Origin of the sequence: Micromonospora sp. NPDC023814, assembly GCF_040639595.1 — a bacterium.
Taxonomy (GTDB): domain Bacteria; phylum Actinomycetota; class Actinomycetes; order Mycobacteriales; family Micromonosporaceae; genus Micromonospora.
Genome location: NZ_JBFAAF010000069.1, coordinates 13,339 through 40,156, shown reverse-complemented (window position 1 = coordinate 40,156; position 26,818 = coordinate 13,339). Strand labels below are relative to the sequence as shown.

At 73.5% G+C, this 26,818-nt stretch carries 27 protein-coding genes and 1 pseudogene; 9 read left to right on the top strand and 19 right to left on the bottom strand.

Annotated elements, in window-relative coordinates; all coding sequences use genetic code 11:
• The 4 genes and pseudogenes from AB0G14_RS28105 to AB0G14_RS28090 form a co-directional block, all read right to left on the bottom strand.
• Window positions 1-476 (bottom strand): annotated as a pseudogene (locus tag AB0G14_RS28105) (hypothetical protein); the annotation flags it as partial.
• An 11-nt stretch (window positions 477-487) separates the two neighbouring features.
• Window positions 488-1,234: an ABC transporter ATP-binding protein gene (locus AB0G14_RS28100; protein ID WP_357702431.1), complete on the bottom strand. Its 747-nt coding sequence runs from the start codon at window positions 1,232-1,234 to the stop codon at window positions 488-490.
• Window positions 1,235-1,236: 2 nt separating this feature from the next.
• Window positions 1,237-2,064 carry an ABC transporter permease gene (locus tag AB0G14_RS28095; protein ID WP_357702429.1) on the bottom strand — a complete coding sequence of 276 codons (828 nt, stop codon included), beginning with the start codon at window positions 2,062-2,064 and terminating at the stop codon, window positions 1,237-1,239.
• A gap of 58 nt (window positions 2,065-2,122) precedes the next feature.
• Window positions 2,123-3,493: an L-serine ammonia-lyase gene (locus AB0G14_RS28090; protein ID WP_357702427.1), complete on the bottom strand. Its 1,371-nt coding sequence runs from the start codon at window positions 3,491-3,493 to the stop codon at window positions 2,123-2,125.
• Window positions 3,494-3,834: 341 nt separating this feature from the next.
• Between AB0G14_RS28090 and AB0G14_RS28085 the strand changes: the two genes are divergently transcribed.
• The gene (locus AB0G14_RS28085; protein ID WP_357702425.1) at window positions 3,835-4,041 is read left to right on the top strand and encodes a PspC domain-containing protein; all 207 of its coding nucleotides are present in this window, start codon (window positions 3,835-3,837) and stop codon (window positions 4,039-4,041) included.
• A 42-nt stretch (window positions 4,042-4,083) separates the two neighbouring features.
• Here AB0G14_RS28085 and AB0G14_RS28080 read toward each other — a convergent pair whose 3' ends face one another.
• Window positions 4,084-4,809, bottom strand: a complete 726-nt coding sequence (locus tag AB0G14_RS28080) for a hypothetical protein (RefSeq protein ID WP_357702437.1) — start codon at window positions 4,807-4,809, stop codon at window positions 4,084-4,086.
• On the opposite strand from AB0G14_RS28080, the gene AB0G14_RS28075 reads away from it, so the two are divergent.
• Window positions 4,754-5,368: an XRE family transcriptional regulator gene (locus AB0G14_RS28075; RefSeq protein ID WP_357702423.1), complete on the top strand. Its 615-nt coding sequence runs from the start codon at window positions 4,754-4,756 to the stop codon at window positions 5,366-5,368. The genes AB0G14_RS28080 and AB0G14_RS28075 overlap by 56 nt on opposite strands.
• Here AB0G14_RS28075 and AB0G14_RS28070 read toward each other — a convergent pair.
• The 7 genes from AB0G14_RS28070 to pdxH all read right to left on the bottom strand — a co-directional run bounded on the left by AB0G14_RS28070 (window position 5,353) and on the right by pdxH (window position 11,540).
• Window positions 5,353-6,117 carry a DUF4230 domain-containing protein gene (locus tag AB0G14_RS28070; RefSeq protein WP_357702421.1) on the bottom strand — a complete coding sequence of 255 codons (765 nt, stop codon included), beginning with the start codon at window positions 6,115-6,117 and terminating at the stop codon, window positions 5,353-5,355. The two genes, AB0G14_RS28075 and AB0G14_RS28070, sit on opposite strands and share 16 nt — an antisense overlap.
• 143 nt (window positions 6,118-6,260) lie before the next feature.
• Complete coding sequence (locus AB0G14_RS28065; RefSeq protein ID WP_357702419.1) at window positions 6,261-7,421, bottom strand: acyl-CoA dehydrogenase family protein; 1,161 nt, start codon at window positions 7,419-7,421, stop codon at window positions 6,261-6,263.
• Between the two features lie 99 nt (window positions 7,422-7,520).
• Entirely contained in the window at window positions 7,521-7,826 is a 306-nt protein-coding gene (locus AB0G14_RS28060) for a type II toxin-antitoxin system VapB family antitoxin (RefSeq protein ID WP_007454850.1), read from the bottom strand.
• Window positions 7,827-8,016: 190 nt separating this feature from the next.
• Window positions 8,017-8,619, bottom strand: coding sequence for a nitroreductase family protein (locus tag AB0G14_RS28055; RefSeq protein ID WP_357702416.1), 603 nt, complete (start codon window positions 8,617-8,619; stop codon window positions 8,017-8,019).
• Window positions 8,620-8,632: 13 nt separating this feature from the next.
• Window positions 8,633-9,562: an aldose 1-epimerase family protein gene (locus AB0G14_RS28050; RefSeq protein WP_357702414.1), complete on the bottom strand. Its 930-nt coding sequence runs from the start codon at window positions 9,560-9,562 to the stop codon at window positions 8,633-8,635.
• Between the two features lie 53 nt (window positions 9,563-9,615).
• Window positions 9,616-10,914, bottom strand: coding sequence for an MFS transporter (locus AB0G14_RS28045; protein ID WP_357702412.1), 1,299 nt, complete (start codon window positions 10,912-10,914; stop codon window positions 9,616-9,618).
• Complete coding sequence (gene pdxH / locus AB0G14_RS28040) at window positions 10,911-11,540, bottom strand: pyridoxamine 5'-phosphate oxidase (protein ID WP_357702435.1); 630 nt, start codon at window positions 11,538-11,540, stop codon at window positions 10,911-10,913. The genes AB0G14_RS28045 and pdxH overlap by 4 nt, the downstream gene beginning before the upstream one ends.
• Window positions 11,541-11,812: 272 nt before the next feature.
• On the opposite strand from pdxH, the gene AB0G14_RS28035 reads away from it, so the two are divergent.
• From AB0G14_RS28035 to AB0G14_RS28020, 4 genes are all read left to right on the top strand, one after another.
• Window positions 11,813-12,919 (top strand): citrate synthase 2, encoded by a 1,107-nt coding sequence (locus AB0G14_RS28035; protein WP_350685273.1) that lies wholly within the window; start codon window positions 11,813-11,815, stop codon window positions 12,917-12,919.
• 257 nt (window positions 12,920-13,176) lie between these two features.
• A complete protein-coding gene (serC, locus tag AB0G14_RS28030; RefSeq protein WP_357702410.1) occupies window positions 13,177-14,304 on the top strand; it encodes a phosphoserine transaminase in 1,128 nt (375 codons plus the stop codon).
• 187 nt (window positions 14,305-14,491) lie between these two features.
• A complete protein-coding gene (gene sepH, locus AB0G14_RS28025; RefSeq protein WP_357702407.1) occupies window positions 14,492-15,571 on the top strand; it encodes a septation protein SepH in 1,080 nt (359 codons plus the stop codon).
• A 73-nt stretch (window positions 15,572-15,644) separates the two neighbouring features.
• On the top strand, window positions 15,645-16,616 hold the full coding sequence (locus AB0G14_RS28020; RefSeq protein WP_357702405.1) for an aldo/keto reductase: 972 nt from the start codon (window positions 15,645-15,647) through the stop codon (window positions 16,614-16,616).
• A gap of 191 nt (window positions 16,617-16,807) precedes the next feature.
• Here AB0G14_RS28020 and thpR read toward each other — a convergent pair whose 3' ends face one another.
• The 5 genes from thpR to AB0G14_RS27995 all read right to left on the bottom strand — a co-directional run bounded on the left by thpR (window position 16,808) and on the right by AB0G14_RS27995 (window position 21,412).
• Window positions 16,808-17,386, bottom strand: a complete 579-nt coding sequence (gene thpR, locus AB0G14_RS28015; protein ID WP_357702403.1) for an RNA 2',3'-cyclic phosphodiesterase — start codon at window positions 17,384-17,386, stop codon at window positions 16,808-16,810.
• A 13-nt stretch (window positions 17,387-17,399) separates the two neighbouring features.
• On the bottom strand, window positions 17,400-17,909 hold the full coding sequence (locus AB0G14_RS28010; RefSeq protein ID WP_357702401.1) for a hypothetical protein: 510 nt from the start codon (window positions 17,907-17,909) through the stop codon (window positions 17,400-17,402).
• A gap of 101 nt (window positions 17,910-18,010) precedes the next feature.
• Entirely contained in the window at window positions 18,011-19,294 is a 1,284-nt protein-coding gene (locus AB0G14_RS28005) for an MFS transporter (protein ID WP_357702399.1), read from the bottom strand.
• A gap of 70 nt (window positions 19,295-19,364) precedes the next feature.
• A complete protein-coding gene (locus tag AB0G14_RS28000; RefSeq protein ID WP_350701717.1) occupies window positions 19,365-19,814 on the bottom strand; it encodes a MarR family transcriptional regulator in 450 nt (149 codons plus the stop codon).
• A gap of 119 nt (window positions 19,815-19,933) precedes the next feature.
• Entirely contained in the window at window positions 19,934-21,412 is a 1,479-nt protein-coding gene (locus AB0G14_RS27995) for an NCS2 family permease (protein WP_357702397.1), read from the bottom strand.
• Window positions 21,413-21,500: 88 nt separating this feature from the next.
• Between AB0G14_RS27995 and AB0G14_RS27990 the strand changes: the two genes are divergently transcribed.
• Entirely contained in the window at window positions 21,501-21,749 is a 249-nt protein-coding gene (locus tag AB0G14_RS27990; protein WP_357702395.1) for a DUF2530 domain-containing protein, read from the top strand.
• Window positions 21,750-21,794: 45 nt separating this feature from the next.
• Here the strand turns inward: AB0G14_RS27990 and AB0G14_RS27985 are convergent, their stop codons facing one another.
• Complete coding sequence (locus AB0G14_RS27985) at window positions 21,795-22,634, bottom strand: DUF3027 domain-containing protein (RefSeq protein WP_357702393.1); 840 nt, start codon at window positions 22,632-22,634, stop codon at window positions 21,795-21,797.
• Window positions 22,635-22,721: 87 nt separating this feature from the next.
• On the opposite strand from AB0G14_RS27985, the gene AB0G14_RS27980 reads away from it, so the two are divergent.
• Window positions 22,722-24,380, top strand: a complete 1,659-nt coding sequence (locus tag AB0G14_RS27980; protein ID WP_357702391.1) for an MFS transporter — start codon at window positions 22,722-22,724, stop codon at window positions 24,378-24,380.
• On the top strand, window positions 24,377-25,027 hold the full coding sequence (locus AB0G14_RS27975) for a futalosine hydrolase (protein WP_357702389.1): 651 nt from the start codon (window positions 24,377-24,379) through the stop codon (window positions 25,025-25,027). Before AB0G14_RS27980 ends, AB0G14_RS27975 begins: the two co-directional genes overlap by 4 nt.
• A gap of 95 nt (window positions 25,028-25,122) precedes the next feature.
• Here the strand turns inward: AB0G14_RS27975 and AB0G14_RS27970 are convergent, their stop codons facing one another.
• Complete coding sequence (locus AB0G14_RS27970; RefSeq protein ID WP_357702387.1) at window positions 25,123-26,169, bottom strand: GNAT family N-acetyltransferase; 1,047 nt, start codon at window positions 26,167-26,169, stop codon at window positions 25,123-25,125.
• Window positions 26,170-26,818 lie beyond the last annotated feature (649 nt).

The window sequence follows — 26,818 nt, the reverse complement described above, 5'->3', positions numbered from 1 at the left end:
TATGTCGCGAGCCACCGAGAGTGCAGGACGGGCGCTGCTGACCGTGGGCGGCCTGGTGCGCCGGGCCGAGGTGTCCGCCGACGGCCGTACGCTCCGCCGACCCGCAGCGCGCCGCCGAAGATCCCGGTGGCGTCGCCGTTCAGCGTCTCCGGCGGCCCGGCCTCGACGACCTGGCCGCGCTCCTCGCGCACGGCGGTGCGCCCGTCGCCGGGCGGGTCGGTGAGCACCAGCGCCACCGTCGGCCCGACCGGGCTGGTCGCCAGGTGCCGCAGGACGGCGGTGTGCGCGACCAGGTCGGCGCCGGTGACCAGCACCGGGCCGGTGGCCGCGTCCACGAGGACGGCCAGCTCGTCCAGGTCTGCGGCGCGGCGCACCTCGTCCGCCCCGGCGGCGCGGAGTTGGGCGGCGAGCCGGTCGGCGAGGGGTTCGCCCGCGCGGGTGGGGAGGCTCGCGGCCGGGGCGTCGGCGGCGAGCACGATCGCGAGGGTCACCGCGGGACCGCGGTGTGGTACGCGTCGAGCGCCTCGGCGATCGTGCCGTCGACGCTCAGCCGGCCCCCGTCGAGGTAGAGCCCCCGACGGCAGAACCGGGTCAGGTCCTTTTCGTTGTGTGACACCAGCACCAGAGTGCGCCCCTCCCCGAGCAGACGGTCGATCGTCGCATAACACTTCTTCCGGAACTCCGCGTCCCCGACGGCGGTCACCTCGTCCATGAGCAGAATCGGGTGCGGCAGGTGCGAGATGATCGCGAAGCCGAGCCGGACCTTCATGCCGGACGAGTAGTGCCGCACCGAGGTGTCGACGGCCCGCTCCACCTGCTCGCCGGCGAACGAGACGATGTCGTCGAAGTGCCGCCTCAGGTAGCCCGACGACAGCCCGTGCAGGCCGCCGACCAGGTAGAGGTTCTCCCGCCCGGTCAGGTCGTTGGAGAAGCCGGCGGAGAGCTCCAGCAGCGGCGCCACGTCCCCGCGCACCCGGATCCGCCCCTCGTCGGGGATCAGCACCCCGGCGATCAGCCGCAGCAGGGTGCTCTTGCCGGTGCCGTTACGACCGATCACGCCGACGGTCTCGCCGGCCGCCACCGAGAACGACACGTCCCGCAGCGGCCAGAACTGGCCGGCGGACGCGCCGCGCGTGCCCCGGTGGATGAACAGCTCGCGCAGCCGCAGCTGCCGCCGCCGGTTGCGGACGAACCGGATGCCGAGCCCCTCCGCCTCGATGATCGGGTCGGCCATCGTCACAGTTCCTTGAGCACGGCGGGTTCGAGCCGGCGGAACGACCACCAGCCGGCGGCCAGCACCAGCAGGCTGACGCCGACGGTGGTGGCGAGCAGCCGGGCGTCCGGGAACTCGTCCGGGTACCAGACCGCGTGGTGCAGCTGGAAGATGCCGACCAGCGGGTTCAGCTCGTACGCGACCTTCAGCCAGCCCGGCAGGTCGGCGTCCCGCACGAGGCTCAGCGGGTAGATGATCGGCGTCGCGTAGAAGAGCACCCGGATGACCAGCCGCATGAACCGCTCGACGTCGCGCATCAGTACGTTGACCGCCGAGAGCAGCAGCGCCAGCCCGACCAGCAGGACGGCCTGCACCGCCACCGCCAGCGGCAGCGCGAGCAGCGACCAGCCCAGGTCGATCCGGCCGGACGCGGCGTACCCGACGGCGACGGCGACCAGGATCGGCAGGCCGGCGGCGTACTCGGCGAAGCGGCCGGTGACCCGGCCGATCGGGAAGACCTGCCGGGGCACGTTCATCGTCGTGATCAGCCGGGACTGGCCGGTCAGCGCGTTGGTCGCCTCGCTCAGCGCCGAGCTGGTCCACATCCAGGCGAAGATCCCGGTGATCAGGAACAGCGGGTACGAGTCGGCCGCGTCACCGAGGTGCCGGGTGGTGTCCCGGGAGTAGAGGACGCCGAAGACGAACCAGTAGATCGCGCCCATGCCGAGGGGCTCGATCAGCGACCAGAGGTAGCCGAGCACGGACTGCTGGTACTTCACCGCCAGGTCGCGCCGGACGAGGATGCGCAGGGAGTTGCGGTGCGACCACAACGCCGCGACGCCAGAGGTCACCGTCGTCTCCCGCCTCACCGGACGGACGACAGGTTAGCAGTCGATGAACGAGCGCCCCTCAGCACTCGATCACGTTGACGGCCAGGCCGCCGCGCGCCGTCTCCTTGTACTTCACCTTCATGTCCGCGCCGGTCTCGCGCATGGTCTTGATGACCTTGTCGAGCGATACGTGGTGCACCCCGTCGCCACGCAGCGCCAGCCGCGCGGCCGTGATCGCCTTGATGCTAGCCACCGCGTTCCGCTCGATGCAGGGGATCTGCACCAGGCCACCGACCGGGTCGCAGGTCAGCCCGAGGTTGTGCTCCATGCCGATCTCGGCGGCGTTCTCCACCTGCTCCGGGGTGCCGCCGAGCGCCTCGGCCAGCCCGGCGGCGGCCATCGAGCAGGCCGAGCCCACCTCGCCCTGGCAGCCCACCTCCGCGCCGGAGATCGACGCGTTCTCCTTGAACAGCACGCCGATCGCGCCCGCCGCCAGCAGGAACCGGACCACCCCCTCGTCGGAGGCGCCCGGCACGAACCGGGTGTAGTAGTGCAGCACCGCCGGGATGATCCCGGCCGCCCCGTTGGTCGGCGCGGTGACGACCCGGCCGCCGGCCGCGTTCTCCTCGTTGACGGCGAGGGCGAAGAGGGTCACCCAGTCCATCGCCCGCAGCGGGTCGGTGGGGTCGGACTCCGTCGCCAGGCTGCGGCGCAGCTCGGCGGCGCGGCGGCGGACCTTCAGCCCACCGGGCAGCACCCCGTCCCGCGAGCAGCCCCGCTCGACGCACTCCCGCATCACCCGCCAGATCTCCAGCAGGCCGGTGCGTACCTCGCCCTCGCTGCGCCAGGACAGCTCGTTGGCGAGCATCACCTCGCTGATCGACAGCCCGCTCGACGCGGTCACGTCGAGCAGTTGCGCGCCGGTGAGGAACGGATGCCGCACGCGCGTCGCGTCCGGCTTGATCCGGTCCGCCCCGGCCGCCGCCTCGTCGACCACGAACCCGCCGCCGACCGAGTAGTACGTCCGCACGCGCAGCTCCGCGCCCCGGTCGTCGTACGCGACGAAGGTCATCCCGTTCGGGTGGTACGGCAGCGACCGGCGCCGGTGCAGCACCAGGTCCCGGTCCGGGTCGAAGTCGATCTCGTGCGCGTCGAGCAGGCTCAGCCGGCGCTCCGCCCTGATCCGGCTGATGCGCGCGTCGACGGTGTCGGTGTCGACCGTCTCCGGCGCCTCGCCGGCCAGCCCGAGCAGCACCGCGCGGTCGCTGCCGTGGCCGTGACCGGTGGCGCCGAGCGAGCCGAAGAGTTCCGCCTGCACCCGGACGGTGCCGGTCAGCAGCCCGTCGGCCTTCAGCCCGGCGACGAACGTGCGGGCGGCCCGCATCGGCCCCACCGTGTGCGAGCTGGACGGCCCGATGCCGACGCTGAAGAGGTCGAAAACGCTGATCATGCTGCACTTCCTCGCCGTCGTACCCCTCGCGGGGTCCGGCCCGGTCGTGGCCGGCCCGGACCCGGGCGGCCGTCGGCACCCGGAGGTGCGGGTGCCCGACCGGCGAGCCTACCCGCCCAGCTCACCGGCTGCCCGGCGCGTCGCCCCGATCGTCGGCATCCGGAAAGCCGGCGCCGCGCGGGGACCGCCCCGAGGCCCCGTGGGTCGCCGCGCGCCCGGCTCCCGGGTAACCACCTACGGGGACGCGGGCGGCCGATCCTCCCCAGGGCCGAGGGCGTGGTGGGCGCCCGTTCCTACCGTTGTGGCAGACGCGGCGAACGCCGCAGAGTGGGAGTACGACGATGAGTCGCAAACTGGTCCGCCCCCGTCAGGGACGCATGATCGCCGGTGTCTGCGCCGGTCTGGCCCAACGTTTCGGCAGGTCGGCGGGGTTCGTCCGGCTGCTGTTCCTGCTGTCGCTGCTGCTGCCCGGCACCCAGGTGATCCTCTACCTGGCGCTCTGGGTCCTGATGCCGAACGAGGACCGCCACGCCGCCACCCGCTACTGACTGCTCTTGACAGCCATTTCCATCTGACCGAGGGACGTCTTTTCACGTTGACGGGAAGTCCTGCCGCAACCGGCGACGTGAGACTGCCCGGTCGAGCAGGATGGCCGGCACCGTGACGGCTGCCAGGGCGGCGCCGATCCGGGTGACGGAGGTGATGCTTGCCCCAGCGTTGAATGCGACTCCGGCGAGTGCGGGGACGAGGCTGATGCCGAGTTGGAACGCGGACACGGTGGTGGCCCCGGCGAGGGTCGGTGCCTGCGACGCGATGGTGAACACGCGGCCGTAGATGGCAGGGTTGAGCACGAATCCAGCGACTCCGAGAAGCAGGACGAGGGGGACGACGGCCAGCGCATGCCGGGCGAGGCCCGCGAGCAGGACGGAACTGGTCAGAATTCCGATCGCCCCGATCAGGAGCGCATGGGACGGCCTCCGGTCGGCGATCCTGCCGCCGATGGACAGACCGATGAAGGCGCCGGCGCCGAACAACGTGAGGATCGCGGGAATCCAGACCCGCGGGATGCCGGTGATGTCGGTCAGGAATGCCGCGAGGTAGTTGAACGAGATCATGTAGGCGGCGGTGCTCAGGATGGTGGTGGCGTAGACCACCCACAGTTGTGGTTGCCGCATGGTGCGAAGCTCACACCTCACACTGGGCTGCACGTTCGCGCTCGTCGCGGGCAACGCGAGGAGAGTCAGGATCGCCCCGGCCACGGTGAGGGCGGCCACGGCGCTGGCCCAGGTCGGCTCTCGCCTCAAACGCATCCGCACCCACCGCAACGTGACCCTGTCCGCGCTGGCCGAGGCCACCGGCATCTCCAAGAGCACTCTGTCGCGGCTGGAGTCGGGCCAGCGCCGCCCGAGCCTGGAGCTGCTACTGCCCATCTCGCAGGCCCATCAGGTGCCACTGGACGAGTTGGTCGGGGCGCCGGAGGTCGGCGACCCCCGGATCCGTCACACGCCCCGCGTCCGCAACGGCCGCACGGTGGTCCCCCTGACCACCCAGCCGGGGCCCCTGCAAGCCTGGAAGTCGGTCATTCCGGCTGAGCAGAACCGGCCCGAGCTGTGCACGCACGACGGCTACGAGTGGCTGTACGTCCTGTCCGGACGCCTGCGGCTCATCGTCGCCAACCACGACCTGGTCATGGAGCCGGGTGAGGCGGCCGAATTCGACACCCGCCTGCCGCACTGGTTCGGCGCCACGGGCGAATCACCGGTGGAGGTCCTCAACCTGTTCGGCCGCCAGGGGGAACGCATGCACGTACGCGCCAGGCCCCGCTCCCGCGACTCGGACGGGAAAGACTCCACTGACGGTCACGGGGCGGTGTAGGTGACCGTCACCTTCTCGTAGCCGAGGGAACGGAGCAGGCCCTCCAGCATCTTGCGGGTGTTCTCCTCGGCCCGCTGCGTGAGGCCGCTGTCCCGGGCGGCGGTGGTGATCCGCTCCTCGGCGAGCTGGTAGACCTGCTGCTGGCGGTTGGGATCGCCGTCCACCAGCTCGCCGATCCGGTTGAGCAGCCCGCGCTCCTCGGCGAAGACGTAGCTCTTCTCCAGGTCGAGGTTGGTCTTGCCGAGCTGCGGCGCCGGCAGCCTGATCTCCACCGACTTGCCGTCGGCCGACTCGACGACCGCACCCTCGGAGATCTTGGCAAAGTCCACATACGCCTCGACGCTGCCCGCGCCCACGAAGAGGGTGCGCTGGTTGAGCAGCCAGTCGGGCACGTTGCGCCGGTCGTTCTGGAGGTCCACGACCACCTGGAAGTTGCCCTCGGCGGCGACGTAGCGGCTGAGATCCTGGATCGACTTGAGCAGCGGCGGCTGACTGCGGTCGGTCTGCTCCTTGGCGAACGGGTTACGGAAGTCCGGCAGGATGCCCGTGGCCTGCACGCCGAGCAGCACCACCACCGCCAGGGCCGCCGCGCCGAGCACCCAGAGCAGGCCGCGGGCCGGACCGCCGGCCGGCGTCGGCGTGCCCGGCGCGGCCTCGGGTGCGACGTCCGTCCGGGCCTTGAGCTCCTCGCCGGTCGGGTAGCCCGGGAACTCCCTGGTGGGCTCGTTGATGTCACCGTCGCGGGCCATGGCCCTCACCGTCCTCGTCAGACACGTCGTCTGTCATGACGGTAAGGCCCCGGTACGACAGGCGCTCGCCGAGCGGCGCGACCGGGTGCCGGCGCCTCGCGGGAGCCGGCGTGGACAGCGGTCGGGCGGGCGGAAACCGCAGGTCAGGCGAAGGCCGACAGCCCGGTCAGCCGCTGCCCGATGACCAGTTGGTGGATTTCCGACGTGCCCTCGTAGGTGAGCACGCTCTCCAGGTTGTTGGCGTGCCGCATGACCGGGTACTCCCCCGAGACGCCGTTCGCGCCGAGGATGGTGCGGCACTGCCGGGCGATGGCCAGCGCCTCCCGGACGTTGTTGAGCTTGCCCACGCTCACCTGCTCGGGGCGCAGCCGCCCGGCGTCGGCGAGCCGACCCAGGTGCAGCGCCAGCAGCGCGCCCTTGTTCAGCTCGACGGCCATGTCGGCGAGCTTGGCCTGGGTGAGCTGGAATCCGGCCAGCGGCCGACCGAACTGGGTGCGCGTGGTGGCGTACTCCAGGGCGGTCTCCAGGCAGTCGCGGGCCGCGCCGAGGGCGCCCCAGACGATGCCGTGCCGGGCCTCGGTCAGGCAGCTCAACGGCGCCTTGAGCCCGACCGCCTCGGGCAGTCGGGCGTCCGCCGGGAGCCGCACGTCGTCGAGCACGACCTCCCCGGTGACGGAGGCGCGCAGCGACATCTTGTGCCGGATCTCCCGCGCCGTCACCCCGGGCGTGTCCATCGGTACGACGAAGCCGCGCACGCCGTCGTCGGTGCGCGCCCAGATCACCGCGACGTCGGCGATCGGCGCGTTGGTGATCCACATCTTGGCGCCGGTCAGCACCCAGTCGTCGCCGTCGCGGCGGGCCCGGGTGGTCATCGACGCCGGGTCGGAGCCGTGGTCGGGCTCGGTCAGGCCGAAGCAGCCGATCGCCTCGCCGGTCGCCATCGACGGCAGCCAGCGCTGCTTCTGCTCCTCGCTGCCGTAGCGCCAGATGGCGTACATGGCCAGCGAGCCCTGCACCGAGACCAGGGACCGGACGCCGGAGTCACCGGCCTCCAGCTCCAGGCAGGCCAGCCCGTACGCGACGGCCGACGCGCCGGCGCAGCCGTAGCCGGTCAGGTGCATGCCGAGCAGGCCGAGCTTGCCGAACTCGACGGCCAGGTCCCGGGCGGGCACCCGGCCCTCCTCGTACCAGCCGGCGACGTGCGGGCGGACCCGGTCGTTGACGAGCTGGCGCACGACGGCGCGGATCTGCCGCTCCTCCTCGGTGAGCGAGGAGTCCAGGTCGAGCAGGTCGGTACGGCTCATGGCAGCCACCTTAACGAAGCCTCAGGCGCGGGCGTCGGACGAGGCGCGGACGCCACGAGGCGTGGGCGTCGGACGCGGCGCCCGCGACGCGAGCCCTCGTCACTCGATCGGCTCGGAGAGGACGAGCACCCGGGCGTGGATCTGGTTGCGCTGCTGGAGCGCCGCCCGCAGCGCGCGGTGCAGCCCGTCCTCCAGGTAGAGCCCGCCGTTCCACTGCACCACGTGCGGAAAGAGGTCGCCGTAGAAGGTCGAGTCCTCGGCGAGGAGCTTGTCCAGCGCCAGCTCGCGCTTGGTGGTGATCAACTGGTCCAGGCGCAGGGGCCGCGGCGGGATCTCCGCCCACTGCTTGAGCGTCAGGTTGTGCTCCGGGTAGGGACGCCCGTCCCGGACCGCTCTGAAGATCACGACGGCACGCTCCCCTCCCCCTAGGCCCGGCCGACCCACGACGCGGGGCCGGATCGCGGCGCGGCGCCGCGACCTGCGGTGCCGATGACCGTGCCAGCGTAGCGGGCTGCCGCACCCCGCGTTCTGCTCCCTGATGTCAGTTTCACTACCCACAGTCCGGTTCTCAACCGGGCGAAACACCCGGAGCCGGTCAGCTCCACCGCCCGCGCCGGATCACCTCGTCCACCGGACGCCGTCCCCGGCGCAGCGACGGTGACCGGTGGTCCGGCGCCCGGTAACCCACGGTGACCGCCCCGATCGGCTCGTACTCGCCCGGCACGCCGAACGCCTCGCGGTAGGCGTCGAGGCGCTGCGGCGGGATGCCGAAGAAGCACGCCCCCAGCCCCTCGTCCACGGCGGTCAGCAGCATCAGCAGGGCGGCGAAGCCGGTGTCGACGTACCAGTAGGGCACCGGCCAGCGCTCCGCCGAGCGGTCCCCCCAGCCCTTGTCCGGCTCCGCGTACCGCTCCAGGTAGGCCGAGCGGTTCGCGTGCGGCACGACGATCAGCGGGGCCCGACGCATGCCCGCCAGCCAGCGCTCCCGGCCGCCCCCGCCGGGGCTGGCCGCCGCCCAGAACCGGTCCCGGTCCGCCTGCTCCTCCAGCACCAGGAACCCCCAACCCTGGGCGAAGCCGGCCGACGGCGCGTGGACCGCGTGGTCGAGCAGCCGCTCCACCACGTCGGGCGGCACGGGACGGTCCGGGTCGTAGTTGCGGACCATCCGGCGCCGCCGGACCACCTCGCTGAACTCCATGCGCTCCCCCCGCTCAGACCCCGGGCCGTACGCCCCAGACACCCCGCCACGTCGCGCCCGGCTTCAGGGTGATCACGTCCCGGCCGGAGCGGAACGCGTCCGGCGGGCAGGTCATCGGCTCCATCGCGACGGAACGGCGGCACCGCTGCCCGGGAAGCGCGTCGCCGGTGAACACCTGCCACCAACCGAACTCCCGGTCCGCCCAGATCCGCACGCCCGCCGAGCCGTCCGGGGCGGACAGGGTGACCGCCGAGCCGCCGTCGTCGTCGCGGATCAGGTCGCCGAAGGTGAGGTCCAGCCGGGCGCGGCCGATCCGTCGGGGGCTGGTCCAGTCGTACTCGGTGCCGGCGACCTCGCTGGCGCCGATCGGCAGCAGCCGGGAGTCCACCTGCATCCGCCTCCGGGCCGGCAGCCGCATCGACAGGTCGTCCACCGCCACCCCGGGCACGCGCAGGTACGGGTGGACGGCGAAGCCGAACGGCGCGGGCTCGGCACCGAGGTTGGTCGCCTCGTGCTCCGCGCGCAGCCCGTCCGGGCCGACGCTCCACCGGGTGCGCAGCCGCAGCGGCCACGGGTAGCCGGGCTGCGGCGGCAGGTCGTAGCCGACGGTCACCGCGTCGGGCGACCGGTCCAGCAGCCGCCACGGCACCCAACTGACCAGCCCGTGGATGGCCACACCCCGGTCCGGCTCGCTGAGCGTGAGCTGCAACAACCGGTCGCCGAAGGTGTAGCGACCGTCGCGGATCCGGTTCGGCCACGGGGCCAGCACCTGCCCGGCGCAGCCGGGGCACATCTCGTCGGCGTCGTACCCGTCGAGGTGGTCGACCCCGTCGTGCCGGTATGTCCGCACCCCGCCGCCCACCTCCACGATGACGGCCTCGTGGCCGGCGCCGGAAATGGCCCACTGTGCGCCCGAAGGCGACCGCTGGTAGGGGATGTCCATGCCGGCGACCCTAGCGGTTCGCGCCGTGCGGTCGCTCGCCCCGACCCGGCCGGTCAGCCCCGCCCGCCGGAGGCGGACGCCGCCCGGTAGCGCAGCAACGCCGGGAACGCCACCGCGAGCAGCACCGCCAGCGCCGCCGAGATCAGCCCGCCGCTGACCCAGGCGACCCCGCCGCCGAACCCGGCCGCGACCGCCCCGGCCCGCAGGTCACCCAGGCGCGGACCGCCGGCGATGACCACCGTGTTGACGCCCATGAGCCGGCCGCGCATCCGGTCCGGCGCGTAGACCAGCAGCATCGACTGCCGCAGCACCGCGCTGACCAGGTCGGCTGCCCCGGCCACCGCGAGCAGCAGCACCATCAGCCAGAGCTGGCCGGCGAGCCCGGCCGCCGCCACGGCGAGGCCCCAGGCGACCACGGCCGTCACCAGCGCCAGGCCCTGCCGGCGCAGCCGGCCGATCCAGCCGGAACTGAGCCCGCCGAGCATCGCGCCGAGCGCGATCGCGCTGTAGAGCCAGCCGACGGCCGCTCCGCCGCCGAACCGCTCCTCGGCGATCTCGGGGAAGAGCGCGCGGGGCATGGCCAGCACCATCGCGATCAGGTCGATGGCGAAGGAGAGCAGCAGCACCGGCGTGGTGGACAGGTAGCGCAGCCCGTCGACGATGCTGGCCAGCCCGGCCCGGCGGGGGGCGTCGCCCCCGTCCGGGTCCGGCTCCGGCGGCATCGCCGGCAGCCGGAAGGTGGCCCAGACGGCGACGGTGAACAGCACGGCGTCGAGCGCGTACGCGATCGGCAGGCCGACCCCGACGTCCCAGCGGGCGAAGATCAGGCCCGCGGCCAGCGGCCCGAAGACCGCCGCAGCGGTGTAGGTGGTGAAGTTCAGCGTGCTCGCCGCCGGCACCAGGTCCAGCGGCACCAGCCGGGGCAGGATCGCGTTGCGGGTGGGCGAACTGATCGCGAAGGCGATCGACTGCACCGCCACCAGCACCAGCAGCAGCAGCGGGCTGCCGACCCCGAGCAGCGCCTGCGCCAGCAGGCCGAGCGTCGACGCCCACAGCACCGCCGAGGTGGCCAGCAGCACCCTGCGCCGGTCGCGCGCGTCGGCCACCGCGCCGCCCCAGAGCCCGAAGACCAGCAGCGGTACGAACGCCGCGATGCCGATCAGCCCGACCCAGAGCGAGTCCTCGGTCAGCGCGTACATCTCCACCGGCACGGCCACCGCGGTGAACTGCATGCCGAACATCGCGATGCCGTTGCCGAGCCACATCCGCCGGTACGCCGGCACGGCCAGCGGGCGCAGGTCGATCGCGAACCGGCGCAGCCCGCGCGGCCGGGGTTCCTTGAGCTGGGTCACGGAGCCAGCCGCTCGACGACCCACTCCCCGGCCTCGGCACGCCGGAACCGCAGCCGGTCGTGCAGCCGGCTGGCCCGGCCCTGCCAGAACTCCACGGACTCCGGCCGCACCCGCAGCCCGCCCCAGTGCGGCGGCGCCGGAATCGGCTCGACCTCGGCGAACCGCTCCGCCGCCGCCCGGTACGCCGCGTCCAGCGCCGCCCGGTCGGGGACCACGCGGGACTGCGTGCTGGCCCAGGCGCCGAGCTGGGAGCCGCGCGGCCGGCTGGCGAAGTACGCTTCGGTCTCCGCCCGGTCGACCCGCTCCACCCGGCCGGCGACCACCACCTGCCGCTGCATCGGGAACCACGGGAACACCAGACTCGCGTACGGGTTGGCGGCCGCCTCGGCGCCCTTGCGGGAGCCGTAGTTGGTGAAGAAGACGAAGCCCTCCGGGTCGTACCCCTTGAGCAGCACCGTCCGCGCGCTCGGCCGGCCGGCGGCGTCGGCGGTGCCGACCACCATCGCGTTCGGTTCGGGCAGCCCGGCGGCGACCGCGTCGGCGAACCAACGGTCGAACTGGGTGTGCCAGTCGGCGGCCAGGTCCGCCTCGGAAAGGCCCAGGTCTGCGGCGTACTCGTTACGCATGCCAGCCGGGGGCGGTGTGTCGCCCGTCACGTCTCTACTCCTCCCCGTCGACCCGGCCCGCAGGCCAAGCGGTACCGCCCAGTGTCGCCGACGCGGCCGGGCGAGCCCGGGCCGGGGGATGTCGCGTGCAGCACAGTCGCAGCGGGTCGCGGATCCGGTACCCAGCAGGCAAGATGTCACGAACACATCCCTGATGAGGGTCGCCTGGGGCGCTCGGCCGGCTGGCCGGTGAGGGCTGGCCGGGCGCACCGAGCAGACCCAGGAGAGATGACATGGCCGATTTCAAACCCGGGCTGGAGGGCGTCGTAGCCTTCGAGACCGAGATCGCCGAACCCGACCGCGAGGGCGGCGCGCTGCGCTATCGCGGGGTCGACATCGAGGATCTGATCGGCCAGGTCTCCTTCGGCAACGTGTGGGCGCTGCTGGTCGACGGGCGGTTCGGCCCGGGCCTGCCGCCGGCGGAGCCGTTCCCGGTGCCGGTGCACTCCGGCGACATCCGGGTGGACGTGCAGTCCGCGGTCGCGATGCTCGCCCCCTACTGGGGCCTCGACCAGCTCCTCGACATCTCCGACGAGCAGGCCCGCGAGGATCTCGCCCGGGTGTCGGTCACCGCGCTGTCCTTCGTCGCCCAGTCCGCCCGCGGCCTCGGCCTGCCGGCGGTGCCGCAGAAGGAGATCGACAAGGCGTCCACCATCGTCGAGCGGTTCATGAAGCGCTGGCGCGGCGAGCCGGACCCGCGGCACGTCAAGGCCGTCGACGCCTACTTCATCTCGGCCGCCGAGCACGGCCTGAACGCCTCCACCTTCACCGCCCGGATCGTCGCCTCCACCGGCGCCGACGCCGCGGCCTGCATCTCCTCCGGCATCGGCGCCCTCTCCGGCCCGCTGCACGGCGGCGCCCCCTCCCGCGTGCTCAGCATGCTGGAGGCGGTCGAGCGCAGCGGCGACGCCGAGGGCTACGTGAAGGGCGTCCTCGACCGGGGCGAGCGGCTGATGGGCTTCGGCCACCGGGTCTACCGGGCCGAGGACCCGCGCGCCCGGGTGCTCCGCCGCACCGCCAAGGAACTGGGCGCGCCGCGCTTCGAGATCGCCGAGGCGCTGGAGAAGGCCGCGCTGGCCGAGCTGCAGGCCCGCCGCCCGGACCGGGTGCTCGCCACCAACGTCGAGTTCTGGTCGGCCGTGGTGCTCGACTTCGCCGAGGTGCCGGCGCACATGTTCACCTCGATGTTCACCTGCGCCCGGATGGGCGGCTGGAGCGCGCACATCCTGGAGCAGAAGAAGCTCCAGCGGCTGGTCCGCCCGTCGGCCCGCTACGTCGGCCCAGGCAGCCGCAAGCCCAGCGACGTCGAGGGCTGGGACGCCATCCCGCACGGCGTCTGACCGCGTACCTCCGAGGGGCCCCGTCCGCGCGGACGGGCCCCTCGCGCATGCCCCGCACATTTGTGGCGGATGACTCACGCCCGGGTGTGGGACCAGCGGCCGGACCTGCCGGCCCGGATGGGAGGATGAAGGCCGGCAGTGTCGCCGGACCGGGCCCGGATCCCGGCCGCCCCGCGCGCCCGCGCGCGTCCGCCGTCGATCCGCGCCCGCCTGCAGACCGGGCCCGCCATCGCACATGCGGAAGGATCTCGACAACCGTGGCTGACGCACCGACCATCCGGATTCCCGACGACCTCAAGCCCGCCGACGGAAGGTTCGGCTGCGGGCCGTCCAAGGTCCGTCCGGCGGCGGTCTCCGCCCTCGCCGACGTGGCGACCAGCTACCTGGGCACCTCCCACCGGCAGAAGACCGTCCGGGACCAGGTCGCCCGGCTGCGCCGTGGCATCGCCGACTTCTTCTCCCTGCCCGAGGGCTACGAGGTGGTGCTCGGCAACGGCGGCACCACCGCGTTCTGGGAGGTCGCGACGTTCGGCCTGGTCCGGGACCGGGCGCAGTTCGCCAGCTTCGGCGAGTTCGGCGCGAAGTTCGCCAAGTCCGTCAAGGACGCCCCGTTCCTCGGCGAGCCCACCATCCGCAAGTCGGAGGCCGGCACCGCCCCGAGCCTGGTGGCCGAGGCGGGGGTCGACGTCTACGCCACCCCGCACAACGAGACCTCGACCGGCGTCGCGGTGCCGATCAGCCGGGTGGCCGGCGCCGACCCGGGCTCGCTGCTGCTGGTCGACGCCACCTCCGGCGCCGGCGGGCTCGACGTCAACGTCGGCGAGACCGACGTCTACTACTTCGCCCCGCAGAAGTGCTTCGGCTCCGACGGGGGTCTCTGGCTGGCCCTGATGTCCCCGGCCGCCCTGGAGCGGGCCGGCGAGATCAAGGCGTCGGGCCGCTACGTCCCGGCCTTCCTCGACCTGGTCACCGCGATCGACAACTCGCGGCTGGAGCAGACCTACAACACCCCGGCCCTGGCCACCATCTTCCTGGCCGCCGAGCAGACCGACTGGATGAACGCGCAGGGCGGGCTGGCCTGGGCGGCCAAGCGCACGGCCGAGAGCGCCGCGATCGTCTACGGCTGGGCGGAGCGCTCCGACGTGGCGACGCCGTTCGTCGCCGACCCGGCGCTGCGGTCCAACGTGGTCGCCACCATCGACTTCGCCGACGGGGTCGACGCCACCGCGATCGCCAAGGCGCTGCGCGCCAACGGCATCGTGGACACCGAGCCCTACCGGAAGCTGGGCCGCAACCAGCTGCGGGTCGCGCTCTTCCCGGCCGTCGAGCCGGCCGACGTCGAGGCGCTGACCGCGTCCATCGACTACGTGGTCGAGCGGCTCTAGGTCGCCGTCACGTTCGGTGGCCGCCGGCCCGTACGGCGGCCACCGAACGTGATCATCGCCGCAGCTCAGTCGCGACATGCGGGTGTCGCATCCCCCACCTCGGGGAAGATACGCGTACGGTGGTGCGAGACGCCCGGGTGGCCGGCTCGTGGCGTGACGGCCAGCGAAGCGGGACGGAGGCAACGCTATGCGCCCAGTACGCTTCGTCGCCCTCTCCGAGGACGGCCAGGCCCTGGTGCTCGCCGACGAGGTCGGGCGGCTGCTCGCCCTGCCCATCGACGAGCGCATCGCCGGCGCGCTGCACGCCGAGCCCGGTGCCCCGCCGCTCGCGGTGGCCCCGGCCGCCGCCGACCCGGTGCCGTCACTGTCCCCACGCGACATCCAGGCCCGGATCCGCTCCGGCGAGTCCGCCGAGGACGTCGCCCGGATCGCCGGTGTGCCGGTCGACCGGGTGCTGCGCTACGCCGGCCCGGTGCTCCAGGAGCGGGCCATGCTCGCCCAGCACGCCCGGCGCACCCGGCTCAAGGGCGCGGAGAAGCCGACCCCGCTCGCCGAGGTCGTCAACGGCCGGCTGGCGCAGCACGGGATCGACACTGAGAAGATCTCCTGGGACGCGTGGCGCCGCGACGACGGCACCTGGCGGATCGTCGCGACCTGGCCGTCGGGCAAGGCTACCGCGCAGGCGGTCTGGGATCTCGACAAGACCCGGCAGGCGGTCACCCCGCACGACGACATGGCGCAATACCTGTGCGCCGAGCGGCCCACCCCGATCCTCGGTCAGGAGCCGGCGCCGGAGCGGGGCGGTCACGCGCTGCCCGGCCCGTCGCGCGGCGAGCCGAGCCGGGGCGGGCACGGCCTGCCGGCGCCGGCCGAGCACAGCCGGCCTGGCCGCGACCCGATCCGGGCCGGGCGGGACGCCCTGCTCGCCTCCCTCGACCGTCCGCTCGGCTCGACCTCGGGCCGCGGGCTCGACCCGCGCTCCCCGGCCGCCCTGGCGGGGCCGGACGCACCCCGGCAGCGGCCGGTCGGCGGCGGCGCGGCGGCGCTGCTCGGCGGCGGGCAGGGTTCCGCGTTCGACGACGACTCGGACGCGCCCAAGGAGGTGCCGGCCGTGCCGTCCCTGGCGGTGCTCCGGCCCCGCCGCACGGGCGCGCCGGCGGCCGCTGCCGCCGAGTCGGCCGAGGCCGGGGGCAAGCCCCGCAAGCGCCTGCCGAGCTGGGACGACGTCCTCTTCGGCAGCGGGCCGGCGGCCCGCGAGTCCTCCTGACGCGTCGACTCCGGCGAACGCTCGCCGGAGTCGACGCGAGGCACTCGAAGTGCCGCCGTGGCAGGGTGGCCGAATGGAGTACACGAACCTGGGCCGCACCGGCCTGTCGGTCAGCCGTCTCTGCCTCGGCACGATGAACTTCGGGCCGCAGACGACCGAGCCGGACAGCTTCGCGATCATGGATCGGGCCCTCGAACAGGGCATCAACTTCTTCGACACCGCCAACGTCTACGGCTGGCAGACCGGCGAGGGGATCACCGAGCAGATCATCGGCCGCTGGTTCGCCCAGGGCGGCGGCCGGCGGGACAAGGTCGTCCTGGCCACCAAGGTCTACGGCAAGATGGGCGAGTGGCCCAACGAGCAGGGCCTGTCCGCCCGGCACATCGTCCGGGCCTGCGAGGACTCGCTGCGCCGGTTGCAGACCGACACCATCGACCTCTACCAGATGCACCACGTCTCCCGGGCCACGCCGTGGGAGGAGATCTGGCAGGCCATGGAGACCCTGGTCGCCCAGGGCAAGGTGCTCTACGTCGGGTCGTCCAACTTCGCCGGGTGGCACATCTCGGTGGCGCAGGAGGCGGCGGCGAAGCGCCACTTCCTCGGCCTCGTCTCGGAGCAGTGCATCTACAACCTGCTCACCCGGCACGTCGAGCTGGAGGTGGTGCCCGCCGCGCAGCACCACGGGCTCGGCATCATCCCGTGGTCGCCGCTGCACGGCGGGCTGCTCGCCGGGGTGCTGCGGAAGATGGCCGAGGGCGGGGCCGCGCGCGGCGCCAGCGGCCGCTCGGCCGACGCGCTGGCCGAGCACCGGCCGACCATCGAGGCGTACGAGAAGCTCTGCGGCGAGCTGGGGCACGACCCGGCGGACGTGGCGCTCGGCTGGCTGCTGTCCCGGCCGGGGGTGACCGCCCCGATCATCGGGCCGCGCACCGCCGACCAGCTCGACCGTTCCCTGGGCGCCCTGACGGTCACCCTCGCTCGGCTCGACCAGCTCTTCCCGCCCGTCGGCAACGGCGGCCCCGGCCCGGAGGCCTGGGCCTGGTAGCCACGCGCCACGGCAGAGCCGGCGGCAGGCGACCGCCGGCTCCACGGGTGGGCGTCGCCGCCGGGGCGGTGGTGACGTCCACCCGGGCTGGCTTGGCCGGGCGGTCACATGGGCACCGGCGGCCAATGGCTGGCGTGGCCGGCCGGGGTCGGATGGGCCACGCACCGGCCATGGCTGGCGTGGCCGGGCGGTCAGATGAGCCAGGCGGCCAGGCGGTCGTAGGTGGGGCGGGGGCCGGGGTGGCTGCGCATCAGCACCATCTCGGCGGCCGGCCACGCCGGGCCCTCGTAGCCGTCCAGGGTCGCCACGTCCGCCGCCACGTCGACGTCGGGCACCCGGTCACCGGGTCGGGCGACCGTCAGGTGCGGGCGGAACGGCTTCTCGTCGTGCGGCAGGCGAGCGTGCCGCAGCCGGGAGCGGATCAGCCGGGCCAGCATCTGGAGCTGCTCCACCTCGCCCCGCAGGTCGGCCCAGAGCACCGTGAACCGGCCCCGCCCGAAGCGCCCGCCGCCGGCGAACCGGAGCCGGGGCGCGGCGGAACGGCCCTCCCGGGACCACTCGGCGGCCAGCCCCAGCGCGCTCTCCACGTCGACCAGCCGGTCCGCCTCGACGTCGCCGAGGAAGGCGAGGGTGACGTGGGCGGTGGCCGGGTCGGCGAGCCGGACGTTGATCCCGGAGGCGGCCGCCGCGCCGACCCGCAACCGGGCGACCAGCGCGCCGAGGTGCGCGATCGCCTCCGGCGGCGGGTAGACCGCGACGAAGAGCCTCACGCCGGCCCGCCGCTCAGTGGTGGCGCTGCCGGTGACCGGCCCGGGCAGCGGGCAGGGTCAGCCCGGCGGCGTGCAGGAGGCCCTCCACCCGGACCCGCTCCAGCTCCAGGTCGACGCCCTCCAGCTCGGTCAGGTGCTCGGTGATGCCGAGCGCCCGGCAGGCCAGCCGGAGCCGGTCGTCGTACGCCCGGAGCACCGTGTCGTGCCAGACCGGCTGCCGGCCGTCGGTGTTGGCGCCCTGGCCGCGCAGGCGCCGCAGGTCGGTGGCGAGCTGCTCCAGCGGGCGCCGGTCGGGCCGGTCGAAGTCGGAGAGGTCGATGTCGCGGGTCAGCGCGTCGGCCTCGACGGCCCGGTCCAGCCGGGCGATGGTGCGCCGCTCCCGCCGGCGCTCACGCCACTCGGCCCACCCGCAGGCGACCCGGTCGATGATCTCGTCGGCGCAGAAGAGCGCGGCGATCACCGCCGGCAGGCTGGCCACGCCCACGAAGGCCAGAACCAGCAGCACCCCGCGTCCGACCTCCACGCATCGACGCTAAGCCGGATCCCCCCGGTCCGCCACCGGATTGGCCGCATCCACGCCATCCGCCGGATGGGACGGATCGTCCCACCCGGCGGCGAGGGCGGTCAGCAGTCGGTGGAGGTGACGTAGAAGCGCGGCATCGGCAGGATGCGGAAGCGCAGCCGGGCGCCGGCGCGGCGGAGCTGCCAGGTGAGCGCGATCAGGGCGGTGGCCAGCGAGATGAGCCCGCCGATCCAGATGCTGGCGCCCGCGCCGTAGGTCTCCGCCACCCAGCCGATCAGCGGCGCGCCGACCGGGTTGGTGCCGAGGAACACCAGCACCCACAGGGCCATCACCCGGCCCCGGAAGGCGGCATCCGTACCGAGCTGGACCCGCTGGTTGGCGGCCTGGGCGAAGAACACCATGAAGAACCCGGTGGGCAGCAGGAGCGCCACCACCATCCAGTACGCCGAGGCGAGCCCGACCAGGGTGCCGAAGCTGGCGCAGCCGACCGCGGCGCCGAGCACCACCCAGACCGACGGGCGGCTGCGCCGCCCGGTGCCGGCCAGCGCCCCGACCAGCGCACCGACCGCCAGCGCGGTGCTGAACAGCCCGAACGAGGCCGCCCCGGTCTGGAAAACGGTCTTGGCGAGCGCGGCCAGGGTGAGCTGGAAGTTGAACAGCGACATGCCGATCACCGACATCACCGCCATCGGCAGCAGCAGGTCGGGGCGGCGCCAGACGTAGCGCAGGCCGTCGACGACCTTGGCCGAGGCCCGCTCGTCGCGCGGCGGCAGCGCCTCCCGGTGCAGCTCGGCCGGGCGCATCCGGACGACGTTGACCAGCGGGGCGATCGAGCTGAGCGCGGTGAACAGGAAGACCGGCCCCACGTCGAACGCGGCGATGGCCAGGCCGGCGACGGCCGGCCCGACGATCCGGGCGGAGTTGAACACGGCCGCGTTCAGCGAGAGCGCGTTCGGCAGCAGCGAGGTGCCGACCAGCTCCGAGACGAACGCCTGCCGGACGGGGGTCTCCACGGCGTTGGCGACGCCGAGCAGGGCCGCGAACGCGAAGACGTGCCAGAGCTGCACGAGGCCGGTGATCACCAGCAGGCTCATCGCGAGCGCCAACACGGTCCAGAACGCGTTGGCGACGAAGAGCAGCATCCGCTTGTCGTAGCGGTCGGCGAGCCGCCCGGAGAGCAGGGTGAGCAGCAGGACGGGAGCGAACTGGAGGGCGGTGACCACGCCGAGCGCGGTGGCGGAGTTGTCGGAGAGCTCGAGGACCAGCCAGTCCTGGGCGATGAACATCATCCAGACACCGATCAGCTTGATCAGTTGCCCGGATGCGAAGAGCCGGTAGTTGCGGACCTGTAGGGACTGGAACATCGTGCTCAGCTTCGCCTGCACTCTTTGTGCGCCTCCTCGCGGTCGTACGCGTCATCGACGGCGGACGGCGCGGTGGTGCGAGGCGCGCGGGTCAGGCGCGGGCGAGCTGCTGAAGGATCTCGGCGGCCTGCCGCAGGGTGTCCCGTTCTGCTTCGGTCAGCTCGGCCAGCCGGTGGGCCAGCCACTCGTCGCGGACGCGCTCGAACTGGTCGAGCACCGCCCGTCCCCCCTCTGTCGCCGCGAGGATGACCTGCCGGCCGTCGGTCGGGTGGGGGGTGCGCTGCACGAGGCCGCGCTCCTCCAACTTCGCGACGATCTTGGTCATCGTCGGCGGCTGCACCCGTTCGACGTCGGCCAGTTCCCGGGGCGTCAGCGCGCCCGCCAGCTGGAGGCTGGTGAGCGCGGAGAGCTGGGTGACCGTGAGGTCGCCGACCGGCCGGGCCTGGCGGACCCGTCGGTTGAGTCGGGTGATCGCATCACGCAGCTGTGGTGCGAGCTGCGCCGGTGGCACGCGTTTCGCCGTCACCGTCCGCTCCGTCACGATAGTTAGCTTAACTAATGAGCCTGGCTAATGAGCTGCGATATGACCATGCTCACGAGAAGTTTGCCCTGCTCCGGGCCGGCTATCCGATTCGGTCACCGACCCGGAGCGGAGGGTGGTCAGAGCACCAGGGACTCGATCGGCCCGCGCAGGAAGTACAGCACGAAGAGGGCGGCCACCCCGTACAGCAGGGGATGGATCTCCCGGGCCTTGCCCTTGGCGAGCTTCACCACCACGTACGTGATCAGGCCTGCGCCGATGCCGTTGGAGATCGAGTACGTGAAGGGCATCAGGACGATCGTGAGGAACGCCGGGATGGCGATCTCGTAGTCGGACCAGTCGATCGTCCGCACCGCGGTCATCATCAGGAAGCCGACCACCACCAGCGCGGTGGAGGCCGCCTCGAACGGCACCACCACGACCAGCGGCGCCAGGAACATCGCCAGCAGGAACAGGCCGCCGGTGACCAGGTTGGCCACGCCGGTGCGGGCGCCCTCCGCCACACCGGCGGCGCTCTCGATGTACGACGTGTTGCTCGACGTGCTCGCCGCACCGCCGGCCGCCGCCGCGATCGAGTCGACCAGCAGGATCTCCTTGGCCCGCGGCGGGGTGCCCCGCTCGTCGAGCATGCTCCCCTCCTGCCCGACCGCGACCATCGTGCCCATGGTGTCGAAGAAGTCCGTGATCAGCAGGGTGAACACGAACATGAGGACGACGAGCCAGCCGGCCCGGCTCCACGAGTCGAACACGTTGAAGTTGCCCAGCAGCGACAGGTCCGGCACGTCCAGCCAGGTCTTCGGCAGCTCGGGGACGTTCAGCGCCCAGCCCTTCGGGTTCGGCTTGCCGTCGACGAAGGACGGCCCGATGTTCGCCACCGCCTCGACGACGACCGCCAGCACGGTGGAGCCGAGGATGCCGATCAGGATCGCGCCCTTGACCCGGCGTACCAGCAGCACCACGGTCAACAGCAGGCCCACCACGAAGACCAGCATCGGCCAGCTGCCGAGGGTGCCGTCGAAGCCCAGGCCGACGGGGACGGTGGTGTTCGCCGAGTCCGGGACACGGCGGACGAAGCCGGCGTCGACCAACCCGATGATGGTCAGGAAGAGGCCGATGCCGACGCCGATCGCCGTCTTCATCTGCGTCGGCACCGAGCGGAACACCGCCGTGCGCAGGCCGGTCAGCACCAGCACCGCGATGATCACACCCTCGATCACCACGAGGCCCATCGCGTCCGCCCAGGTCATCTCCGGGGCGATCTCGTACGCGACCAGCGCGTTGACGCCGAGACCGGCGGCGAGGGCGATCGGGAACCGGCCGACGACGCCCATCAGGATCGTCATCAGGCCGGCGACCAGGGCGGTGGCCGCCGCGAGGGCGGGGATGGGGAGCTTCTGGCCGTCGCCGTCGACGGCACCACCGATGATGAGCGGGTTGAGCACCACGATGTACGCCATCGTGAAGAAGGTCGCCAGGCCACCGCGCACCTCGCGGCTCATCGTCGAGCCACGGGCGGAGATCTCGAAGAACCGGTCGAAACCGTTACGCGGGTGAGCCGGATCGGGTGGTGTGCCGTTGTCGGGTGGGGCTACTGCCATCAGGTCCTCGCAGGTGATCTTCCGTTGTCGCGCCGCATCGTCGCAGATCACGGGCCAGCAGCGAAAGTTGATCGCGTACGCTTGCCGCGTGCCGAAGGAGCAGCCGCCGCGACCCGAGCCGCTCGACCCGCCGATGGTGCCGTTCGCCCTCGCCGGGATGGCGGCCTGGGCGCTCGCCGGGTTCGTGTTACTCGTCTTCTTCCGCGACTGGCTGGCCGCGCACGGTCACCAGGACTGGTTGTGGATCTGCCTGGCCGGTTTCCTGTGGGGTTTCCCCGGTCTCGCCGTGATGATGCGGCACGACGCCAACCGACGCCGCCGCCGCGCCGGCCACTGACCTGCGCCGACGCCGATCCGCCGGCCCGGCGCCGCGGCCGGTCCGTCAGGGGTGGCCGTACGGCTCCGCCGGCTCCGCGGCCTCCACCGAGCCCGGCGCCCGGCTGACCGACACGGGCTCCACCGCGCTGTCGTCGTAGACCGTCGGCATCTCGTCGACCGGGGTGTCGGCGGCCTCGATCAGGGTCTCCGAGTGCGCGCCGCAGCCGTGGTCGGCGCTGACCACCCGGCCGTCGTCGGGGGCGTAGAAGTTGCCGCAGGCGCCGAAGGACTGCCGCAGGGCGCCGGCGAGCGGCAGGTAGAAGCCGCAGGTCCCGCAGCGGGCGGCGGCGGGAGCGGCGACCGAGATCGCGGCGGAGGGGCCGTGGTCGCCGTCGTACCAGCGCTGGGCGGCCTCGCTGCGCCCCTCCCGGGAGAGCACCCGGGCCCGGCCGAGCCCCAGCTCCCAGGCGGCCTCCTCGACCGCCGGGTCGTCGGAGAGCACGTAGCCGGGCTGGAGCCGCTCGTCGTCCGCCGGGGTGGGCAGCAGGTCGCCGGGACCGAGGTCACCCGGCTTGAGCCGCTCCTGCCAGGGCAGCCAGCCGGGCGCGAGCATCGCGTCCGCGCCGGGAAGCAGCACCGTCTCGCAGACGGTGACGTGCCGGCTGCGGGGCACCCGGGTGACGGTGACCGCCCACCGCCAGCCGCGGTAGCCGGCGAGCCGGCACTCGAAGTAGTGGGTGACGAGACGATCGCCCTCCGCGACGGCCTGCAGGTGGTCGCCGATGTCCGAGGCGTCGACCTCGGTGATGGCGTCACGCGCCACCTCGACGGCGGCGGCGCAGACCTGGTCGAGACGAGCGGCGCGGGCGGAGGCGGGCCTGGTCACCCGACCATTGTTCCCCATGCGTACGGCAGACCGACAGGCACCCGCCGAGGACGTTCTGGCGCAGTGGTGCGGCGTGCGCGGACCGGATGGGCGAGGATGGTGGGCATGCCGCTGTTCTCCCGCTCCGGGCGGTCCGTGCTCGGGCAGACCGTCGGCACCGGCATCAAGGCCGTCCGCCTGCTGTTCCGGGGCTCGGTCAGCGGTGGGCGCTGGATGACCCGCCGGGCCGGCCGGGCCCGCGCCCGGGGCGCCGGGGACGAGGTCGGCATGGTCCGCCTCTTCGACCTGCACGCGGTCTCCTGCGCCGGGGACACGCTGATCGCCATCGGCCTCGCCGGGACGATCTTCTTCAACGTCCCGCTCGGCGAGGCGCGCAGCAAGGTCGCCCTCTACCTGCTGGTGACCATGGTGCCGTTCGCCATGCTCGCCCCGGTGGTGGGCCCGCTGCTCGACCACTTCCGGCACGGCCGGCGGTACGCGCTGGCCGCCACCATGCTCGGCCGGGCCTTCCTGGCCTGGCTGATCTCCGACTACATCCACGGCTTCGGCCTCTACCCGGCGGCCTTCGGCGTGCTGGCGCTCTCCCGCGCGTACGGGGTGGCCCGCTCGGCGGCCGTGCCCCGGCTGCTCCCGGAGGGGCTCGGGCTGTCCCAGGTGGGCGCCCGGGCCAGCGTCTACGGCACGGTGGCCGGCGCGCTGGTCGCCCCGATCGGCCTGGCCGCCTTCTGGTTCGGGCCGCAGTGGCCGCTCCGGGTGGCCTCGGTCATCTTCCTGGTCGGCATGGTGATCTCCCTGCGGCTGCCCCCGAAGGCCGACTCGGAGCCGCCGGAGCGGGTGCCCCGGCCGCTGCGGGCGCTGGGTCGCCGCACCGGGGACCGCCCGCTGGGCCGGGGGCGGCCGGCGGGCCGACTCGTGATCGCCACCCTGATCGGCGCCGCGACGCTGCGCGCGGTCTACGGCTTCCTGCTGCTCTTCCTGGCGTTCGCGATCAAGGCGGGCGACCTGACCACCGTGGCCTTCGGTCGGGACCTCGGCGACGAGGCGGCGCTGGGCCTGGTCGGCGCGGCGCTCGCCGTGGGCACCTTCCTGGCCACCGCGGTCGGCACCCGGCTGCGCATCCACCGACCCGCCGCGATCCAGTCCAGCGGCATGGTCGTCGTCGCCGGGGTGGCGATCCTCGCCGCGTTGAAGTTCTCGCTGCCCATGGTCGCCCTGCTCTGCCTGGTCGCCGCGCTGAACAGCGGCATCGCCAAGCTCGCCGTGGACGCCTCGATCCAGGAGCGCATCCCGGAGCGGCTGCGGGCCAGCTCCTTCGCCCACTCGGAGACGGTGCTGATGCTCGCCTTCGTCGCCGGGGGCGGGCTGGGGCTCGTACCCTTCGACGGCCGGATCGGGATCGCCGTCGTCGCCGCCGTCGGCACCGTGGCCGCCGCCCGGGGCCTGGTGGTGGCGGGCCGACTGCGCGCGGAGCGCCTGCTCGGCCGGCCGCTCGGCGACGACGAGCTGACCGACGGCACCGACGGCACCGACCCCGACGCCCCGGGTCCCCCGGGCACCGACGGCGCGGGTTCCCCCGACCCGGAGGCCGGGCGCCGGTACGACCCCACGCCCACCTCCCCAGCCCCGGCGCAGGGCGGCGCTCCGCTGGACGACCCCGGCCTGGCACCGCCGGGCTACCACATCTACCGGCCCTCGTCGGCCGTCGGCGGGCCGGGCGGGACGGACGACGAGACCCGCCGGGAGCCGCAGGGGCCGCTCTCGTGACCGGTCTGCTGGTGGTCACGGCGGTCCCCGCCGAGGCCGAGGCGATCCGCGCCGGCCTCGCCGACCAGACGACCACGGTGCTGCCGGTGGGGGTCGGGCCGGCCGTCGCCGCCGCGACCACGACCCGGCTGCTGGTGCTCGCCGAGGCCGCCGGTCGGCCGTACGGCGGAGTGGTCAGCGCGGGCGTGGCGGGGGGCTTCGCCGGCCGGGTGGAGGTGGGCGCCACGGTGCTGGGCACCGTGTCCGTGGCCGCCGACCTGGGCGCCGAGTCGCCGGCCGGCTTCATCCCGGTGGACGAGCTGGGCATGCCCCCGGACTGGCTGGGCGGCGCCACCGCGCTCGCCGCCGACCCGGGCCTGTTCGCCCGGCTGCGGGCCGCGCTCCCGACGGCCATCGTCGGCCCCGTGCTGACCGTCAGCACGGTCACCGGCACCGCCGCCAGCACCGACGCGCTGCGCCGGCGGCACCCGGACGCGGTCGCCGAGGCCATGGAGGGGTACGGGGTGGCCGTCGCCGCCGCCCAGGCGGGCCTCCCGTTCGTCGAGCTGCGTACCGTCTCCAACCCGATCGGCCCGCGCGACCGCGACGCGTGGCGCATGCGCGAGGCGCTAGCCGCCCTGACCACCGCCGCCGCGGCCCTGACCTGACCCGTCCGTCTGTCCTGCCCGGCCTGCCTTCCCGCTTGCCTGCCCGCCCGGTGGCCTGCCTGCCCGCCCGCTTGCGTGCCCCCACGGCCGGACCGTCAGCCCGCGACCGCCGGCCGACGGTCGAGCCGCAGCGACCACGGTCGGCACGCCTCCAGTTCGTAGCCGCAGGCGAGCAGGAAGTCGCTCCCACCGGCCCCGGCGGTCGCGAGCACGGTGCGGATACCGATCCTGTCCATCTCCTCCGCGAGGAGTTGGAGCAGCCGGCGGCCGATGCCCAGGAAGCGCAGCTGGGGCGCCACCACCACGCCGTCCAGCACCATCTCCCGCCGGCCGCCGCCGTCCTCACCCAGCAACAGGTCCTCGCTCCGTTCGTGCGCCCGCAACTCGCCGACCGGCCCGCCACCGGGCAGTTCGGCCACGAATCGCCAACACCCGTCCGGCACGTCCTCGGTCACCCGGCGAAACTCCACGGTGGCGCGAAGCCGCTCCCGTACCCGTCGCTCGTCGCGCCGCCCGCGGTCGAGGTCGTACGTCCGCTCGGGCACCCGCACCGGCCACTGCTCCGGCGGTACGTACCAGTGTCCCCACCACGCGCCCGGCCAGTCCTTCAGCGTCCGGACCTCGCGGACGTCGAGGTGCGCGGGATAGCGGCGACCGCCCCCGTCGCGTCGTCCGTCGTGCGGGACGGACGGCAGCACCGCGAGGTCGCCCGGCCCGCCCGAGGACGGCGTTCCACCGTTGCCGTCGCCGTTGCCGTTGCCGTTGCGATCGCCGAAACCGACGCCAACGCCGACGGAGTCCGGAATGCCATCCGGAGCGCCATCCCGAGCGCCGTACGCGATGCCGTTTGTGCTGCCGTACGCGATGCCGTTTGTGCTGCTTCTTGCGATGTCATCTGGGAAGGCGTCTGCCATGTCGGGCCCAGCGTCTCGGACACCGACCACCAGCTCCCCGCCGGCGGCCCGGACCAACCGCTCCACCGTCCGCAAACTCGGATCGGCTCCCGGATCGGACTCGATCCGCGCCACGGTGCTCTTGGGCACGCCCGACCGCCGCGCCAGTTCCCGCTGGCTCAGGTCTGCCTGGCGGCGCAGTGCGCGCAGCGCCGCCCCCACGTCGATCGGCCCGCTCCACTCCGTCACACCTCGATCGTCGCCATGGAGTGGGCCGACTTCAACAACAGCCGCCCACCTGTGGAAAAGGCTGTGGATAACCGGCATGGTTGTGTGCAGCCGGATGCTCTCGGGCGGACCAGCGCGGCCCAGCCGAGCTGCCGCCCGTCGACCCGCAGCCCGGCCGAGCCGAGCTGGCGCCGGTCTGCCCGCAGCGCGCCCGGGCCCGGCGCAGCCACAACCAGAGCCACAGCCACAGCCCGATTCGGTGGCGCAGCCGGTCGCCGTTCGCGGCTACAGCCATAGCCATAGCCACAACGGTCGCTGTCGAGCTGCCCCGCCTATGAGACCACCGGTGCGCACCGGCCCGCCCTCCTGGCGGGGGCGTGCCTGCCCCATCTGTGAGGGCAGCTCGACAGGGGCCGAACGAAGCATGGTGACGCCACCGACGGGGCCGGCTCGACACCGTTACCCGGTGGCGCCACCGACGACCCGCTCGACACCGTGCCTCGTGTCCCTGTGGCCCGTGGCTGAGGCCAGCAGCTCGGCACCGCGCCCCGGGGGCCCCGTGGCCCCGGCCCCCCGAGCTCCCGTGGGCCGTGGGCCGTGGGCTGTGGGCCGTAAGGAATGCGGCTCGGCACCGTGGGTGTGTCCGGTCCCGTCGCGCCCGTCGCGGACG